Source organism: Devosia salina (assembly GCF_019504385.1).
Lineage (GTDB): Bacteria > Pseudomonadota > Alphaproteobacteria > Rhizobiales > Devosiaceae > Devosia > Devosia salina.
Genome location: NZ_CP080590.1, coordinates 1,145,657 through 1,161,923, shown reverse-complemented (window position 1 = coordinate 1,161,923; position 16,267 = coordinate 1,145,657). Strand labels below are relative to the sequence as shown.

The following is a 16,267-nucleotide window of genomic DNA, read 5'->3' as shown; positions in this document are numbered from 1 at the left end:
AGAGTTTAACAAGTGGTAAACCAACCCCGGACCCGTCCGCAAGGGAAACGCTTTGCCGCGTTGTGACGATTTCATGAAATAAAGCTGCCGGGGGCGCCTGCCCACCCTGCCGGCATTCAACCCAAGGGGTACAGACAGTGTCATCTGCGCCGCCTAAGGTAGCGCCATGCGAGTCACAGGGAGCAGGGCATGACGACGGCGGTTGAGGCGCAGTATCGTGAACGGGCGCGGTCCAGGGCAAGTGACAATGAAAGCCTCCTGCTGTTCCTGAGCCGGGCCATTGCGGCCATCGACCCCGACGATCTTTCCCGCCAGGACCCGGATGCCCTTATCGATGCGCTCGCGACCAGCCATGGGCGGCTGCTGTCGGGACCCGTGGATTCGACACGCGTGCTGGCGACGCCACCGGTGGTAACCGGGGCCCCGCTGGTGCTCGACATCCTCTCGCCGGACATGCCCTTCATCGTCGACAGCGCCCTGGCGGCGCTGCGCGCCATGGGTGGCGCCATCCGCCTGTTCGCGCATCCGGTGCTGCGCGTGGCCCAGGGGCAGGTCGTTTCGGAAGGCGGCACCGCGGTCAGCGTGCTGCATATCCAGAGCGATCCAGTCGCCGATCCGGATGCGCTGGTTGCCGAGCTGGAGGCGACGCTCAAGGACGTGGCCAATGCGGTGGGGGACTGGCAGCCCATGCTCGACCGCGTCCGGCGCGCTACGGCGGGGCTCGACGTGCTCAAGCCGGCGCAGCGTGAGGAAGCGGCGCGCTTCGTGGAATGGCTGATCGAGCACAATTATACCTTCCTGGGAATGCGCGAATATCGGCTTGAGGGGGACGAGCTGGTGCCGGTTCCCGGCACGGGCCTGGGCATCCTGCGCGACGAAGATCTGCGGGTGCTGCGGAGCGGGCCGCATTATGTGGAAAGCACGCCGCAATTGGTGGCCTTCGTGCAGGGGCCCGATCCGCTGCTGGTGACCAAGGCTAATGTCCGCGCCCGCGTCCATCGGCGCGCCCATATGGATTATGTGGGCATCAAGCTGTTCGGGCCGGACGGCAAGGCGAATGGCGAATTGCGCGTGGTGGGCCTCTATACGGCGCAGGCGCTGGCGACGCCGCATACGGAAGTGCCGCTGATCCGCCGCAAGATCGCCGAGGTGATGCGCCAATCGGGTGTCGATCCGCTGGGCCATGCCGGGCGCACGCTGCTGGGCGCGCTGGACAGCTATCCACGCGACGAATTGTTCCAGATCGACACGCCGCAACTGGCCGAGTTCGCCGAGGCTATTGCCGGGCTCTACGACCGGCCGCGGGTGCGCGTGCTGCCGCGCATCGACCGGTTCGACAATTTCGTGTCCATTCTCGTCTATGTGCCGCGCGACCGCTATGACGGCAATGTGCGGGCCCGGATCACCCGCTATTTGGCCGATCTCTATGACGGGCGGGTCTCGGCCTATTATCCGCACTTCCCTGAGGGGGAACTGGTGCGCCTGCACGTAATCATCGGGCGCAATGGGGGGCCGACGCCGCAGCCGGAGCGGCGGGCGCTGGAAACCGGCGTCGAGGCGCTGACGCACGATTTTTCCGACATGCTGATGGCGGCGGCGCCGGAGCCGGGCCTGGTCAGCGACTGGAAGCAGGCCTTTTCGGGCGCCTATCAGAGCCGCAACGACGCCGAGGACGCGCTGCGCGATATCGGCGTGTTCAACGGGCTTGGCGATGACGGCATTGCCATTCGGCTTGCCAGGCGCAGCGGCGCAGATGGCACGCTCGGGCTCAAATTTTACCATGAGGGCACCGCCATTCCGCTGTCGGACCGGGTGCCGATGCTGGAGCATTTCGGCTTCCGGGTGATCGACGAGCGGACCTATACGATCGTCCCGCGCGACGGGGTCGAGCGCTATCTGCACGACATGGTGCTCGAGGTGGGCGAGGACGGCGGCGGCGACGTCCTCACCCGGGCGCGCGCCATCGAAGCCGGCCTGATGGCAGTCTGGACGGGGGATGCGGAAAGCGACCAGCTCAATACGCTGGTGACGCTGGCCGGGCTCGACTGGAGCCAGGCGGCGCTGCTGAGGGCGCTGTCGCGCTATCTCAGGCAGGTCGGGACCTCCTATTCGCAGCGCTATATCGCTCAGGTGATGGTGAGCCAGCGGGAGGCGGCGCGGGGCCTCGTGGCCCTGTTTGCGGCACTGCATGACCCGGCCGGAACCGACCGCGAAGCGGCGGCCGATGCGGCGCGGGCGGCGATTGCGGCGCAGCTCGACCAGATCTCCTCGCTTGATGAAGACACGATCGTGCGGCGGTTCCAGAACCTGATCGAGGCTTCGCTGCGCACCAATGCCTGGCAGCGCGACACCCATGGCGGACGGCGCCCGGCACTGGCGATCAAGTTCGATTGCAGCAAGGTCGAGGGGATGGTGGCGCCCCGGCCCTATCGCGAGATTTCGGTCTATTCGCCGCGGGTGGAGGGGGTGCATCTGCGTTTCGGGGCGATCGCACGCGGCGGCATCCGCTGGTCGGACCGGCCGGAAGACTTCCGCACCGAGGTGCTGGGGCTGGTCAAGGCGCAGCAGGTCAAGAACGCCGTCATCGTGCCGGTGGGAGCAAAGGGCGGGTTCGTGCCCAAGCGGCTGAGCGCCGGCATGGCCCGCGAGGCCTGGCTGGCGGAGGGTACGGAGAGCTACAAGGTGTTCATCGGCGCGCTGCTCGACGTCACCGACAATCTGATAGCCGGCGAAGTCGTCCCCCCGGCCAGTACAATTCGCCGCGATGGCGACGATCCCTATCTCGTGGTGGCGGCCGACAAGGGCACGGCGAGCTTTTCCGACCTTGCCAATTCCATTGCGACCGGGCGCGGCTTCTGGCTGGGCGATGCTTTCGCCTCGGGCGGTTCGGCCGGTTACGACCACAAGAAGATGGGGATCACCGCCCGCGGCGGCTGGGAGGCAGTGAAGCGGCATTTCCGCGAGATGGACCACAATATCCAGACCGAGGCGTTCACCGTGGCGGGCGTGGGCGACATGAGCGGCGACGTGTTTGGCAATGGCATGCTGCTCTCCCGCGAAATCCGCCTGGTGGCGGCGTTCGACCATCGCGACATCTTCATCGATCCCGATCCTGATGCGGCCGCAAGCTATGCCGAGAGGGAACGGCTGTTCGCCCTGCCGCGGTCGAGCTGGCAGGACTATGAGAAAGGCCTGATCTCGCGGGGCGGCGGGATATTTTCGCGCGCGCTCAAATCCATTCCGCTCAGCCCCGAAATGAAGGCCCTGCTCAGCCTCGAAGCGGACGCGGCGACGCCCGCGGAGGTCATGCGGGCGATCCTCACCGCGCATGTGGACCTGCTGTGGTTCGGCGGCATCGGCACCTATATCAAGGCGACCGACGAGGACGACGCCAAGGTCGGCGACCGGGCCAATGACGCGATCCGCGTCGCCGCCAGCCAGGTGCGGGCCAAGGTCGTTGGCGAAGGCGCAAACCTGGGGGTGACGCAGCGTGGGCGCATTGCCTATGCCCTCAATGGCGGCCGTATCAACACCGATGCCATCGACAATTCGGCGGGCGTCAATTCCTCGGACCTCGAGGTCAACATCAAGATCGCGCTGGCGCCCGTGGTCGCCTCGGGCCAGCTCAGCATGGAGGAGCGCAACATCTTCCTCGCCTCGATGACCGAAGAGGTGGCGGCGCTGTGCCTGAGGAACAATTATCTTCAGACCCTGGCGATTTCGCTGGCAGAGCGCGCGGGCCTGGCGGAGCTGCCCGACCATCGCGTGCTGATCGAGGGCCTTGAGGCTCGCGGCCTGCTCAACCGGGCAGTGGAGTTTCTACCGACCGATGCGACCCTCGACCTGCGGGCCGCAGAGGGCAAGGGGCTGACACGCCCGGAGCTGGCAGTAATCCTGGCCTATGCAAAACTGACATTGTTCGACGACCTGCTGAGGGGTACGGCGATCGACGATCCCTATCTGTCAGGCGAACTGTTCCGCTATTTCCCGGAAACGCTGCACCGGGCCTATGGCGAGGCTGTCGAGAACCACCGGCTGAAGCGCGAAGTCGTGGCCACGGTGCTCGCCAATGCGATGATCAATCGCGGCGGCCCGGCCTTCGTTTCGGAGCTGACCGCAGCCACCAGCGCCAGTGCCGGCGAGGTGGCGCTGGCCTATGCCGCGGTCCGTGACGCCTATGGCCTGACGCCCCTCAATGCCGAAATCGACGCCCTCGATGGGGCGGTCCCTGGTTCAGTGCAGCTTTCGCTCTATGCCCAGGTCGAGGCCTTGCTGCGGCAGGAAGCGCTTTGGTTCCTGCGCAACGGCTCGGTGACCGGCGGCCTTGCCGCATTGGTCGAGCGGCATCGCGACGGGGTTGTTCGCCTGGCTGCAGCCAAGGGCCTGTTGCCGGACGACCAGCAGGCGGCGCTCGATGTCCGCGTGAGCGGTCTGATCGCACACGGGGTACCGGCCGAGCTGGCCCAGCGCATCGGAGAACTGCCCTTCCTCAGCCATGCCAGCGACATCGTGCTGGTCGCCGAGCGCAGCGGCGTGGACGTGCTGGTGGCGGCCCGCGCCTATTTTGGCGTCGCGGGACTGTTCGACCTGTTCCGCATCATCGAGGCCGGCCGCGCCATCGTCCTGGGCGACCGGTTCGACCGCATGGCGCTGGACCGCGCGCTCGCCAACCTGATGCGGGCGCTGCGCGACCTGACGTCGGATGTGTTGTCTGCCGGGACGGTCAGCGACTTCATCGCCCAGCGTTCGGTTGCCGTGGCGCGGACTGTTGCGGCGGTAAAGGAGTTGACCGAGGGCGGCATAACAGTGTCGCGGCTCAGCGTGGCGGCGGGCCTGCTGACCGACCTGGCGCGGGAGGGGTAGGCGGCCGGACGGCAGACATGTTGTTGGGCCCCCTCCCCCGGATTGCCTTGCCGGGCGGCAGTCACCCGAAAGTCGGCCTTGTATGGCTGAGACGATTGGGGCTTGTGGGTGGCAAAGATGGAGACCTGCCGATGACCGACCTCGCCCAATGGCTCGACACCCAGACGACGGACCGGGAGCTTGGCTCGACCATCAAATCCATGGCGGCGGCAGGGGCCGAAATCGCGTCGGTGTTGCGCCAGGCGCCCATTGCGGGGCAAACCGGCCTCGCGGGCTCGGACAATGTGCAAGGCGAGGCCCAGAAGGCGCTCGACGTGATTTCAAACGACATAGTTTTGAATCACTTGCGGGCAAATCCGGCCATTTCGATTCTGGTTTCTGAGGAGCTGGATGAAGCCGTTGAAATGTCGAGTCAGGGACGGTTCATTATCGCCACTGACCCCCTGGATGGATCTTCAAATCTCGACGTAAACGTTACCGTGGGCACGATTTTTTCGGTGCTGGCCAGCGCCGGTGGCCTCTTGCAGAAGGGCGAGGCCCAGTTGGCGGCCGGATATGTCGCCTATGGGCCGGCGACGAGCCTTGTCATTCGCATCGCGGGCGACACAAGCGTCTTCACGCTCGATGCGAATGGCCAGTGGCAGCAGACGGTTTCCGCCGCGATCATCCCTGCTGCGTCGGGCGAATTTGCCATCAACACGGCGCGGGAACGCTTCTGGGACGCGGCGACCATCGGCTATGTGCGCGAAAGCGTGGCGGGCGAAACCGGGCCGGCGGGCAAGCGCTACAATATGCGCTGGGTGGGCTCGATGGTGGCCGACGTGCACCGCATCCTGATGCGCGGCGGCATCTTCCTCTACCCGCTCGACAGCGAGACGGCGAGCAAGGGCGGGCGGCTGCGGCTGCTCTACGAGGCCAATCCGATGGCCTGGCTGGTCGCAGGCGCGGGGGGCGCATCGACGACTGGCAGGCAAGGGATTCTCGATGTGCAGCCGACCGGCATTCACCAGCGAGTTCCGGTGATCCTGGGATCAGCCGAGGAGGTTGGCCGGGTGGAGGCGTGGTACGCCCGGGCGTGACCGAGGGGCGCGGTCTGCGTCCGAGCCAGGCTTTTCGCAACAGATCAGTGGCTGGTGATCCCCAGGCTCTGCTCCACGCGGGCAATATCCTCGGGCGTCGGATTGACGATGGCTGCCAGTTCCAGGAACAAGCGCTCCGCTCCGCCAGGACTGACAATACCCATCATGCGTCCGGTTGTTTCGCCAATGTTGACCCAGTGATGGAGAACATTGGGCGGCAGCGTCACGACGGTTCCCGCGCCGCCCTCAAAGCTATCTTCACCGCACCAGAAGCGGAATGTCCCCTCGATAACGCGGAAGACCTCGGTTTCCCTGGTGTGCGTATGGGGCGTGGGTCCCTTGCCCGGGGCGACAAAATTTTCCCAAATGCCGATCGTGCCGTCGGTCTGCGCGGCAGTGACGTGGACCAGAACGGGGCTCCCATGCGGGGCGCGGCCATTTTGAGGACTGTCGGAAAAAGAAACCAAGGCTCTATTGAAAGACATGGCGCCAATCTCCTGTGGAGGCCTGGCAGAATATCACCGTTGGCGGGGGCACTCCAGATGTCGGCTCGGCACCGGTCGCGAGAAATTGCAACGATGCGATTGTTTGGCTAGAAGGCTGTTGATATGGCCGGCAACAGGTAGTGCCGGAAGGGAGCCAGCATGACCAACGACCCCAATCGCCTGCCGGAAACCAATTGGGGGGCATGGCAGAAGCGCCCGTTCCACCGCCAATATCTGATGACGCAGGCGAGCCGGCTGTTCGACTTCTTCGAGGCAGCCTCGCTCAATCCCAAGGGTGGGTTCTTCGAACTGTCCGATGACGGCCAGCCGCTCTCGCCCGAGAATGGCCTGCGCCAGATCCACGTCACCACCCGCATGATCCACTGTGCCACGATCGGCAGCCTGATCGGGCGACCCGGTTCGGACGAGATCATCGACCATGGCATGCGCTATCTCTGGGAGAAGCACCGGGACACGAGGCATGGCGGCTATGTCTGGTCGCTCGATGACAACGGCACGGTCGATGACAGCAAGCAGGCCTATGGGCACGCCTTCGTGCTGCTCGCCGGATCGAGCGCCAAGCTCGTCGGCCACCCGCTGGCCGACCAGGTGATCGCCGACGCCTCCGAGGTGATCGAGACACGCTTCTGGGACAAGAAGGTCGGGGCGGTGCGCGAGGAATTCGCCAATGACTGGCGGCAGATCAGCACCTATCGCGGCCAGAACTCGAACATGCACCTGACCGAAGCGCTGATGGCGGCCTATGAGGCCACCGGCGAGAAGGAATATCTGCGCAAGGCCACGCGGATCGCCGACCTCATCATCAATCGCAATGCGGCACGCCTCGATCATCGCGTGGCCGAGCACTTCCATGAGGACTGGAGCCTCGACAAGGATTATCTCGGCTCGGAAATGTTCCGACCCTCCGGGACCACGCCGGGGCACGCGCTGGAATGGTCGCGGCTCCTGTTCCAGCTGTTCGTGCTGACCCGCAAGGAAAGCAGCTGGATGCCGGAATCGGCGCGCGGGCTATTCCGCCAGGCGATCGAGCTGGGCTGGGACAAGGTGCATGGCGGCTTTTTCTATACGCTGGACTGGAACAACCAGCCGATCATGCGCGAAAAGCTCTGGTGGCCGGTGGCCGAGGCAATCGGCGCGGCAGCCTTTATCGGCGGCCATGATCGCGATGACTTCTACCAGAAATGGTATCGCAAGCTCTGGGACTTTGCGGAGAACCATGTGATCGACCATGAGCGCGGCGGCTGGCACAGCGAACTGACCGAACAGCTGGTGCCCACATCGCGCCTGTTCGTGGGCAAGCCGGACCTCTACCATGCGCTGCAGGCCTGCCTCATTCCCCTCTATCCGGTGACCGGGAGCCTGACGCACGGGATCATCGAGGCCGATCATCCCAAGCGGCTCTGACCGCACACCGAGCGCGTTGACCACAACCATTGCCCGTTCTCTGCGTTTGCCCTGCTCAACGCGGAGAACGGGCAATGACATTTCTGGACGGCAAGGTCGCGCTGGTCACCGGCGCAGGATCGGGGATCGGCAAGGCGACGGCCTTGAAGCTGGCGCGGGACGGCGCGGCGGTGGTGGTGATGAGCCGCACCCGCGAAGAGGTGGACGCGACAGCGGCCGAGATCGAAAAGGCCGGCGGCAAGGCCAAGGCCAGCGTGGCCGATGTCACCGATGACGGCGCAATGCGCGCGCTGGTGGCCGAGACGCTGGGGCATTTCGGGCGGCTCGACATCGTGGTGGCCAATGCCGGGATCAATGGCGTGTGGGCCCCGATCGAGGAGCTGGCGCCGGAGGAATGGGACACGACCATTTCGGTCAACCTGCGCGGCACCTATCTCACCATCCACCACACCGTGCCCGCGCTCGAAGCGGCGGGCGGGGGCGCGATTGTCGTGGTCTCTTCCATCAATGGCACGCGCACCTTCACCTCGCCCGGCGCCAGCGCCTACTCGGCCACCAAGGCAGGGCAATTGGCCATGGTGAAGCAATTGGCGCTGGAACTGGGCCGGCGAAAAATCCGCATCAACGCGGTCTGTCCTGGGGCGATCGAGAGCGACATCGAGGACAATACGGAGCACCGAAACGCCGGGAAGGCCGGCATACCGGTCGAATTTCCGGAGGGCGACATTCCCCTGACCGGCGGCAGAAGCGGCAAGGCGGCCGACGTGGCCGATGTCATTGCCTTCCTGGTGTCGGACGCGGCCCGGCATGTGACGGGCAGCCCGGTATGGATCGACGGGGGGCAGAGTTTGCTGCGCTAGGCCGGCCGGAGACAAATCCATGCTCCCGGTCGCGGTTGTCAGCGTGGCGCGCGCGGCGTAAAGCACGGCCGATCAATCGTTTCGGTGAACCAAGATGACCGCCCTGCCCGCCCAATTGCCGCGCCTCGTGGTCGAGCGCGCCGTTGCCGCCGCGCTGGAGGAGGATCTGGGCCTGGCCGGGGACCTCACCAGCCAGGCGACACTGGCGGTGGACGCCTGGGCAAGGGCTACGCTATCGGCCCGCGAGGCCGGCGTGATTGCCGGGCTGGACCTGGCGGCGGCGGCATTCCGGCTGTCCGGCGAGGGCGTTCAGTTCGTGCCGCGCCTGCGCGACGGGGACCGGGTGGCCGAGGGCGGCCTGGTGGCCGAGGTCTCGGGGCCGGCGCGCGCGGTGATGTCGGCCGAGCGCGTGGCGCTCAATTTTCTCAATCACCTGAGCGGCATTGCATCGCTGACGCGCATCTATGCCGATGCCATAGCCGGAACCGGGGCGCATATCTGCGACACGCGCAAGACGACCCCGGGGCTGAGGGCCTTCGAGAAATACGCAGTCCGGTGCGGGGGTGGCGCCAATCACCGCTATGCGCTGGACGACGCCATCCTGATCAAGGACAACCATATCGCCGTGGCCGGCGGCGTGACGGCCGCCTACAAGGCCGCGGAGGCCTTTGCCGGACATCTGGTGGCCATCGAAATCGAGGTGACCACGCTGGCCGAGCTGGAAGAGGCCCTGGCGGCGGGCGCCCGGATCATCATGCTCGACAACATGGACAATGACATGCTGCGGCAGGCCGTGGCCATCAATGCCGGGCGGGCGCGGCTCGAAGCATCGGGCGGGGTGAAGCTGGATCGGGTGCGCTCGATCGCCGAAACCGGGGTGAACTACATCTCCACCAGCCAGATCACCATGGGCGCCAGGCCGCTCGACCTGGGCCTGGACGTGATTATCGAGGGCGCGGCATGAGCGTGGTGACCGAGGCGCCTCCCCTGACGCTCACCGAAGTGGCCGTCGAGGCGGCCATTGCCGCGGCCAAGGTGATTTGCGCCGTCTATGAACGGCCGATCCAGGTCGTGACCAAGGACGATGGCTCGCCGGTCACCGAGGCCGACGCCGCGGCGGAGGCGGTCATCATCGAGCATTTACGGCCCACGGGGTTGCCGGTCCTCGGCGAGGAAAGCGTTGCCGCCGGCATCGTGCCGGTACTGGGCGAGCGCTATTTCGTCGTCGATCCGCTGGACGGCACCAAGGAATTCATCAAGCGCAATGGCGAGTTCACCGTCAATATCGCGCTGGTGGATGGCGGCAGGGCCGTGATGGGCGTGGTGCTGGCGCCGGCAACCGGCGACATCTTTGCCGGAGACGCCGATGGGGCCTGGACAGGCAGGGTCGTCGATGGCGAGGTCACCGGGCGGCGCGACATTCGTGTTACGACGCAGGCCCGTCCCCGCATCGTGGCCAGCCGGAGCCACGGCCACGTCGCGCTCAAGCAATTGTGCGAGACCCTGGACGTGGAGAGCGATGTCTCGGTCGGATCATCGCTGAAGTTCTGTTTGCTGGCGCGCGGCGAGGCGCAGCTTTACCCTCGCTTTACCCCGACCTGTGAATGGGATACCGCCGCCGGTCAGGCTGTGCTTGAAGCAGCGGGCGGAGCTGTCGTCACGCTCGACGGAGCGCCGCTGCGGTATGGCAAGGGGGATCTGAAGTTTCTCAATCCCTATTTCGTGGCCGCGGCCAGTGCAGAACTGGCCGAGGCGGGCGCGGCCGAAATGCGGCGCCTGCTCGGCTAGCGGCGCGGATTGCGCTGAAGCGCGGTCCCATATCGAGTGCCCTGATGCGCCGTTCGGGCGCCGATATGCAATCAGCGATTAACTGATCTGCGTGGTTCCAGCCCTCGTAAGGCTTGCAGCAGTCAAGCCAGGCATATATAGGCCGAGCATATATCGGACCGAAATATGGTCAGGGATCCACGCGCATGAACGTCAGGACATTGTGCCTATCCATTCTCTACGAGGGGGATGCGAGCGGCTATGACATTCGCCGGATGTGCACGGAAGGCAATTTCGCCTATTTCGTGGAAGCCAGCTATGGCTCGATCTATCCCGCGCTGGCCCGGCTCGAGGACGAGGGGCTGGTCAGCAGCCGCACCGAGCAGCAGGACGGCAAACCGGCCCGAAAAGTCTACACCATTACCGAAGCGGGCCGCACGGCGTTTGCCGAGGAACTGAGCGAACCGTTGGGCGAGGACGTGTTCCGCAGCCCGTTCCTGCTGTTCGCGCGCTTTGCACATATTCTGCCGCAGGAACTGGTGGAAGAGCGGTGCCATGAACAGCTCCAGCGGACGCTGGAAGAGCTCAAGCAAATCTACCAGGCGCCGGCCGAGCACGACTGCTCGCCGGCCGATCACTGGGTCATCAATTACGGACGTGCAGTATTGGAGGTTGCGGAGCAGCATCTGCGCACCCATATGCACGAACTGATCACAATGGCGCGAGCCGAGCCACGAAAAGACGCGGCTGAATAAGGGGCGAATTCAACTATGCGTGCAATGCTTTCCTATGGGCTGGCGTTTGGCATCCTGCTTCTGGCGGGCGGCTGGCTGGCAACCGGTACTCTGGTGCAGGGCGGTCAGGGCCCCGGCAAAGGCGAAAAGCCGATCATTTCGGCTATCGAGGGCGAAGAGCATGGGCCGATCGCGACAGCGCTGGCAGATGCCGGCGTCCTGGCCGAGCATCCCGAACCGGAAGTTGATCCGGCGCTGACGATCGCCCAGCGCAACGAAACCACCACGGGCGCCAGCGCCCCGCTGCAAGCTGTCAGGACCGAGCGGTTCGTGGCCCAGCCGATGCCGATCGAAGTGCCGCTGCGTGGCCGGACCCAGGCCAAGGCAACGGTGACTGCCGTGGCCGAGACGAGCGGCGCCGTGGACACTGTTCACGTGACCAAGGGCGAGCGCGTGGAAGTTGGCGACAAGCTCTGCACGCTCGACCAGGGTACCCGTGCTGCCGCCGTCGCCCAGGCCGAGGCCGGGCTGGCCCAAGCCGAAGCGGCCCTGGCCCAGGCCCAGCTCAACTACGACACCAATGCCGATTTGCGCGAGCGCGGGGTGGCCGCGGCCAATACCGCCAATGCGGTTGATGTCGCGCTTGCCCAGGCCAAGGCCGGCGTCAGCCAGGCCAAGGCCGGTCTCGACAATGCCAAGGCCGAACTGGACCGGACGGAAATCGTCGCCAAGGTTGCCGGCCTCGTGCAGGACCCGGTCGCTGTCGAAGGCGCCATGCTCAATGCCGGCTCGCCCTGTGCCACGATCGTGCAGCTCAATCCCATGGTGTTCAAGGGCATGGTGCCCGAAGCCCATATCGGACTGGCCAAGACCGGGCTCGATGCCACCATCAAGACCGTGACCGGCCAGACGGTCGACGGCAAGGTGACCTATATTTCTGCGGTTGCGGACAGCGCCACACGCGCCTTCCCCGCCGAGATCGAGATCCCCAATGAGGATTTCGCCATCCGCGACGGCGTGACGGCTGAAGCCATCGTCAACATCGGCACCGCCCCGGGGCATCTGCTGCCACAATCTGTCCTGACGCTGGACGATGATGGCGTGCTGGGCGTCCGGACCGTGGAAGACGACGTGGTCGCCTTCTACCCGATTACCATTGTGAGCGACACGCGCGAAGGCGTGTGGGTCACCGGACTGCCCGTGATCGCCGATGTGATCACTGTCGGCCAAGAGAATGTGAGCGCCGGTCAGACCGTCAAGGCCAGTCCGGTAGATGAAGCCACCGAAGCCACCGCCAGCTAAGGACCCAAGCTATGCTCGATTTCATCGAAAAAGTCCTCAGGATGCCGCGGGTTGTCCTGACGATCATGGTCGTCGTCCTGGGTGGCGGTACGCTTGCCTATCTCTCCTTGCCCAAGGAGAGCTTCCCGGCCATCGACATTCCCTACCTCTATGTCTCGATCAGCCAATCGGGCGTTTCGCCCAGTGATGCGGAAAACCTCCTCGCCAAGCCGGCGGAGGATGAGTTGTCCAGCCTGCCTGGGCTCAAGACCATCACGACCACGTCGACCACCGGTCACGCCTCGGTGCTCCTCGAATTCGACATCAACACGGACAAGGACCAGGCGCTGCAGGATACGCGCGCCAAGATGGACGCGGTAAAAGCCAAGCTGCCGGCCGACGCCAACGACCCGACTGTTTCCGAGATCGACTTTATCGGGCCGGTCATGTCGGTGGCTGTCTATGGCTCCGCTCCGGAAAAGGAACTGGTCCGTCGCGCCGAGCAGTTGCAGGATGCCATCGAAGCCATTCCCGAAATTCGGGAAGCCGTGCTTTCCGGCGCCCGCAAGGAACAGCTCGAAGTCCGCGTCGACCTGCTGCGCCTCGAAACCTACGGCCTGACGGCCAACCAGCTGTTTGACGCGCTGTCGCGCAACAACATGGTGGTGGCCGGTGGCACGCTCAATACCGGGCAGGGCTCGTTCAACGTCGAAGTGCCCGGGCTCATCACCACGGCGGAAGACGTGTTCAACCTGCCGCTCAAGACCGATGGCAACACCATCGTGACCTTTGGCGACGTGGCCACGATCACCCGAACTCTCGCCGATGCGACCGAATTCACTCATGTGAACGGCTCCCCTGCCCTGATCATGGGCGTTTCCAAGAAGCCCGGCACCAATATCATCGACGTGTCCGACAAGGTCCGCGCGGTGACTGCCGAGGTCGCCAAGGACTGGCCGACGGGCGTCAGCTATTCGTTCTTCCTCGACCAGGCGGAAACGACCACGTCGCTGTTCCGTTCCCTCGAGGCGGCGGTTCTGACCGCCGTGGCGCTGGTGCTGATCACCTGCGTGGCGACGCTGGGTGTTCGCCCGGCGATCATGATCGGCCTGTCCATCCCCCTGTCGTTCATGATGGCATTCCTGGTGGCCCAGGGCCTGGGCATGACCATCAACATGATGGTGATGTTCGGTCTGGTGATCGCGGTGGGCGTGCTGGTCGATGACCCCGTGGTGGTGGTCGAATATGCCGAGCGAAAGCTGCAGGAAGGCGTTCCCAAGAAGGAAGCCTTCATCATGGCCATGCGCAAGATGTTCGTGCCCGTGGTGGGTGCAACGGCGACCACGCTGGGCGCCTTCGTTCCGCTGCTGTTCTGGCCGGGCATCATCGGCAAGTTCATGAGCTACCTGCCGACGATCGTGATCATCGTCATGATCGCCTCCTTCATCTCGGCGCTGATCTTCATGCCGGTCATCGGCTCGATCATCGCCTCGACCCATGTTGACCAGAAAGAAAAGGCCAAGGCCGACATCGTCATGTATCCGGACAAGTTCGACACCAAGAAGGTGGGCGGTTTGACCGGGTTCTACGTGCGGATCATGGAGAAGCTGCTGCACTGGCCGCTTCCTACCCTGGCCGTGGGCATTGGCATCATCGCCACGATCTTCGTCACTTATGCGATGAACCCCACAGGCTCGGAGGCCTTCCCGGCATCCGAACCCGAATTCGCCACGGTGGCGGTCGTCGGACGCGGCAATTACTCGCCCGAAGAAATCCGGGACATGCTTGTGGAAGTCGAAGACGAGCTGATGCAGGTCCAGGGTATCCAGGACGTGATCATGCAGTTCGGCACGACCGGCGCCTTCGGCACCATGCCGCCTGACACGATCGGCAATTTCCAGCTGCAGCTGACCAAGTGGAGCGAGCGTGTTCCGGCCGAACAGATCTTCGCCAATATCCGCGAACGCGTGAAGGACTTTGCCGGTCTCGATATCCAGCTGCTGGCGGCCGAAAGCGGTCCGCCGGCCGGCAAGGACATCAATATGCGAGTGGAGAGCTCGAACTACGACGACCTTGTTCCAGTCGTGACCGCAATCCGCGATCACCTCGCCACATGGCCGGAGATCGTTGACGCCGAAGACGGTCGCCCGTCGCCCGGCATCGACTGGGAGATCACTGTCGACCGTGCGGAAGCGGGCAAGTATGGCATCGGCGTGCGCGAACTGGCACCCTATGTCCAGCTGGTGACCTCGGGCGTGAAGCTCGGGACCTATCGGGATGCCGAAACCGGCGACGAGCTGGATATTCGCGTGCGCCTGCCGGAAGATGAGCGGACCTTCGACGCGCTCGATTCGATGCGCATTGCCACTGCCCAGGGCCTGATCCCGGTCAGCAACTTCATCGAGCGCACCGCCGTGCCCAAGGTGGCCAGCATCCAGCGCCGCGACCAGGTCTATACGATGAACGTGGCTGCCGGGCTGACCAATCTTCCAGACGGCGTCTATGCCGCCGACAAGGTGGAAGAGCTGCAGACCTGGATCGCCCAGCAGGACTTCCCCGACCGGGTGAAGGTGGTGTTCGGTGGCGCCGAAGAGCAGATGGGTGACGCCAATGCCTTTATCGGTCAGGCCATGATCATGGCCCTGGTGCTCATCTCGTTCGTCCTGCTGCTGGAATACAACAGCTTCTACCAGGTGCTGGTGACATTGATGACCGTCGCCATGTCGGTGGCCGGCGTGCTGCTCGGCATGCTGCTGACCGGGATGACATTCTCGGCGATCATGACGGGGCTGGGCATCGTGGCGCTGGCCGGTATCGTGGTGAAGAACGGCATCGTGCTGATCGACACCTATAACGACTACCACCGGCACCAGAACGTCGAAGCGGTCAAGGCGATGCTGCTGACCGTCAGCCAGCGCGTGCGGCCGGTGCTGCTGACCGCGTTCCTCACCGCGCTGGGCGTGATCCCGATGTGGGCCAATATCGAGTTCGACTTCATCCGCCGCGAAATCGTGGTGGGTGGCATCGCCGGCTCCTGGTTCATTCACCTGTCGGCAGCGCTGGTTTCGGGCCTGTTCTTCTCCACCGCCCTGACCCTGATCATGGTGCCGGTGATGATCACGGCACCGACGGTGATGTGGAGCCAGATCCGCTGGCTCGGCTCGGTCTTGGCAGCCTTCGGCGCGTGGGTGGCAAGCCCCCTCCGCCGCCGCCAGGCCGTCGCCGCCCCCGCCGGTTTCGATGGCATGGCGGTGGAGGTGCCGGACGATGCCGACAGCGCCAAGCGCTACATCGTCTCCAAGGATGCCGGGCTGAAGGAAAAGGAAGCCAATGGCGTCACGGTGGTGAGCCGGAGGGATGCAGCGGAGTAAGCGGCCCCCGCCATTCGACCCCAGGTCTCATGGCCCTTCTCGCTCAAATCGCGCCTGGCGCGATTTGCAAGACGCTCAAAGGCCCGCAGCGATGCGGGCCTTTACTTTTTGGCTATTTTAGCCAATATTCTTTTAGCTAAAATAGCTAATGGAGCCAGCCATGGGTACGATGTCCGCAACCGATGCCAAGAACAAATTCGGTCAGTTGTTGGAGATGGCGCGAACCGAGCCCGTGCGCATCCAGAAAAACGGCCGCGATGTTGGCGTGCTGGTGTCGCCTGAGCAGTTTGCGGCTATGGAGAATCAGTCGGCTGCGCGGAAAGTCCGGCCGGCCATTGAGGATCTGATGCAGCGCAGCATGAGCAGGCGCAAGTCACTCTACGAAGCGCTTGCAAAATAGAT

General features: G+C 64.6%; 11 protein-coding genes. 10 read left to right on the top strand and 1 reads right to left on the bottom strand.

Annotated features, from left to right (window positions below; translation table 11 throughout):
* Window positions 1-189 precede the first annotated feature (189 nt).
* Together K1X15_RS05490 and K1X15_RS05485 are read left to right on the top strand one after the other, a co-directional pair.
* A complete protein-coding gene (locus tag K1X15_RS05490) occupies window positions 190-4,863 on the top strand; it encodes an NAD-glutamate dehydrogenase (RefSeq protein WP_220306501.1) in 4,674 nt (1,557 codons plus the stop codon).
* Between the two features lie 131 nt (window positions 4,864-4,994).
* The gene (locus tag K1X15_RS05485; protein ID WP_220306500.1) at window positions 4,995-5,942 is read left to right on the top strand and encodes a class 1 fructose-bisphosphatase; all 948 of its coding nucleotides are present in this window, start codon (window positions 4,995-4,997) and stop codon (window positions 5,940-5,942) included.
* A gap of 44 nt (window positions 5,943-5,986) precedes the next feature.
* On the opposite strand, the gene K1X15_RS05480 is transcribed toward K1X15_RS05485, so the two are convergent.
* Window positions 5,987-6,427, bottom strand: coding sequence for a cupin domain-containing protein (locus tag K1X15_RS05480; protein ID WP_220306499.1), 441 nt, complete (start codon window positions 6,425-6,427; stop codon window positions 5,987-5,989).
* Window positions 6,428-6,586: 159 nt separating this feature from the next.
* On the opposite strand from K1X15_RS05480, the gene K1X15_RS05475 reads away from it, so the two are divergent.
* The 8 genes from K1X15_RS05475 (at window position 6,587) to K1X15_RS05440 (ending at window position 16,265) form a co-directional block, all read left to right on the top strand.
* A complete protein-coding gene (locus K1X15_RS05475; protein WP_220306498.1) occupies window positions 6,587-7,852 on the top strand; it encodes an AGE family epimerase/isomerase in 1,266 nt (421 codons plus the stop codon).
* Between the two features lie 74 nt (window positions 7,853-7,926).
* Window positions 7,927-8,712, top strand: a complete 786-nt coding sequence (locus K1X15_RS05470; protein ID WP_220306497.1) for an SDR family oxidoreductase — start codon at window positions 7,927-7,929, stop codon at window positions 8,710-8,712.
* A 94-nt stretch (window positions 8,713-8,806) separates the two neighbouring features.
* Complete coding sequence (gene nadC, locus K1X15_RS05465) at window positions 8,807-9,676, top strand: carboxylating nicotinate-nucleotide diphosphorylase (RefSeq protein WP_220306496.1); 870 nt, start codon at window positions 8,807-8,809, stop codon at window positions 9,674-9,676.
* Window positions 9,673-10,500: a 3'(2'),5'-bisphosphate nucleotidase CysQ gene (cysQ, locus tag K1X15_RS05460; protein WP_220306495.1), complete on the top strand. Its 828-nt coding sequence runs from the start codon at window positions 9,673-9,675 to the stop codon at window positions 10,498-10,500. The genes nadC and cysQ overlap by 4 nt, the downstream gene beginning before the upstream one ends.
* A gap of 185 nt (window positions 10,501-10,685) precedes the next feature.
* On the top strand, window positions 10,686-11,234 hold the full coding sequence (locus tag K1X15_RS05455; protein ID WP_220306494.1) for a PadR family transcriptional regulator: 549 nt from the start codon (window positions 10,686-10,688) through the stop codon (window positions 11,232-11,234).
* A 15-nt stretch (window positions 11,235-11,249) separates the two neighbouring features.
* The gene (locus K1X15_RS05450; RefSeq protein WP_220306493.1) at window positions 11,250-12,515 is read left to right on the top strand and encodes an efflux RND transporter periplasmic adaptor subunit; all 1,266 of its coding nucleotides are present in this window, start codon (window positions 11,250-11,252) and stop codon (window positions 12,513-12,515) included.
* Between the two features lie 11 nt (window positions 12,516-12,526).
* On the top strand, window positions 12,527-15,865 hold the full coding sequence (locus K1X15_RS05445; protein WP_220306492.1) for an efflux RND transporter permease subunit: 3,339 nt from the start codon (window positions 12,527-12,529) through the stop codon (window positions 15,863-15,865).
* Between the two features lie 160 nt (window positions 15,866-16,025).
* A complete protein-coding gene (locus K1X15_RS05440; protein WP_240549669.1) occupies window positions 16,026-16,265 on the top strand; it encodes a type II toxin-antitoxin system prevent-host-death family antitoxin in 240 nt (79 codons plus the stop codon).
* The last annotated feature ends 2 nt before the right edge of the window (window positions 16,266-16,267 follow it).

Coding starts and splice junctions, on each gene's coding strand:
- K1X15_RS05490 (WP_220306501.1), top strand. CDS start 190: ATGACGACGGCGGTTGAGGCGCAGTATCGTGAACGGGCGCGGTCCAGG.
- K1X15_RS05480 (WP_220306499.1), bottom strand. CDS start 6,427: ATGTCTTTCAATAGAGCCTTGGTTTCTTTTTCCGACAGTCCTCAAAAT.
- cysQ (WP_220306495.1), top strand. CDS start 9,673: ATGAGCGTGGTGACCGAGGCGCCTCCCCTGACGCTCACCGAAGTGGCC.
- K1X15_RS05450 (WP_220306493.1), top strand. CDS start 11,250: ATGCGTGCAATGCTTTCCTATGGGCTGGCGTTTGGCATCCTGCTTCTG.
- K1X15_RS05440 (WP_240549669.1), top strand. CDS start 16,026: ATGGGTACGATGTCCGCAACCGATGCCAAGAACAAATTCGGTCAGTTG.
- K1X15_RS05475 (WP_220306498.1), top strand. CDS start 6,587: ATGACCAACGACCCCAATCGCCTGCCGGAAACCAATTGGGGGGCATGG.
- K1X15_RS05485 (WP_220306500.1), top strand. CDS start 4,995: ATGACCGACCTCGCCCAATGGCTCGACACCCAGACGACGGACCGGGAG.
- K1X15_RS05445 (WP_220306492.1), top strand. CDS start 12,527: ATGCTCGATTTCATCGAAAAAGTCCTCAGGATGCCGCGGGTTGTCCTG.
- nadC (WP_220306496.1), top strand. CDS start 8,807: ATGACCGCCCTGCCCGCCCAATTGCCGCGCCTCGTGGTCGAGCGCGCC.
- K1X15_RS05455 (WP_220306494.1), top strand. CDS start 10,686: ATGAACGTCAGGACATTGTGCCTATCCATTCTCTACGAGGGGGATGCG.
- K1X15_RS05470 (WP_220306497.1), top strand. CDS start 7,927: ATGACATTTCTGGACGGCAAGGTCGCGCTGGTCACCGGCGCAGGATCG.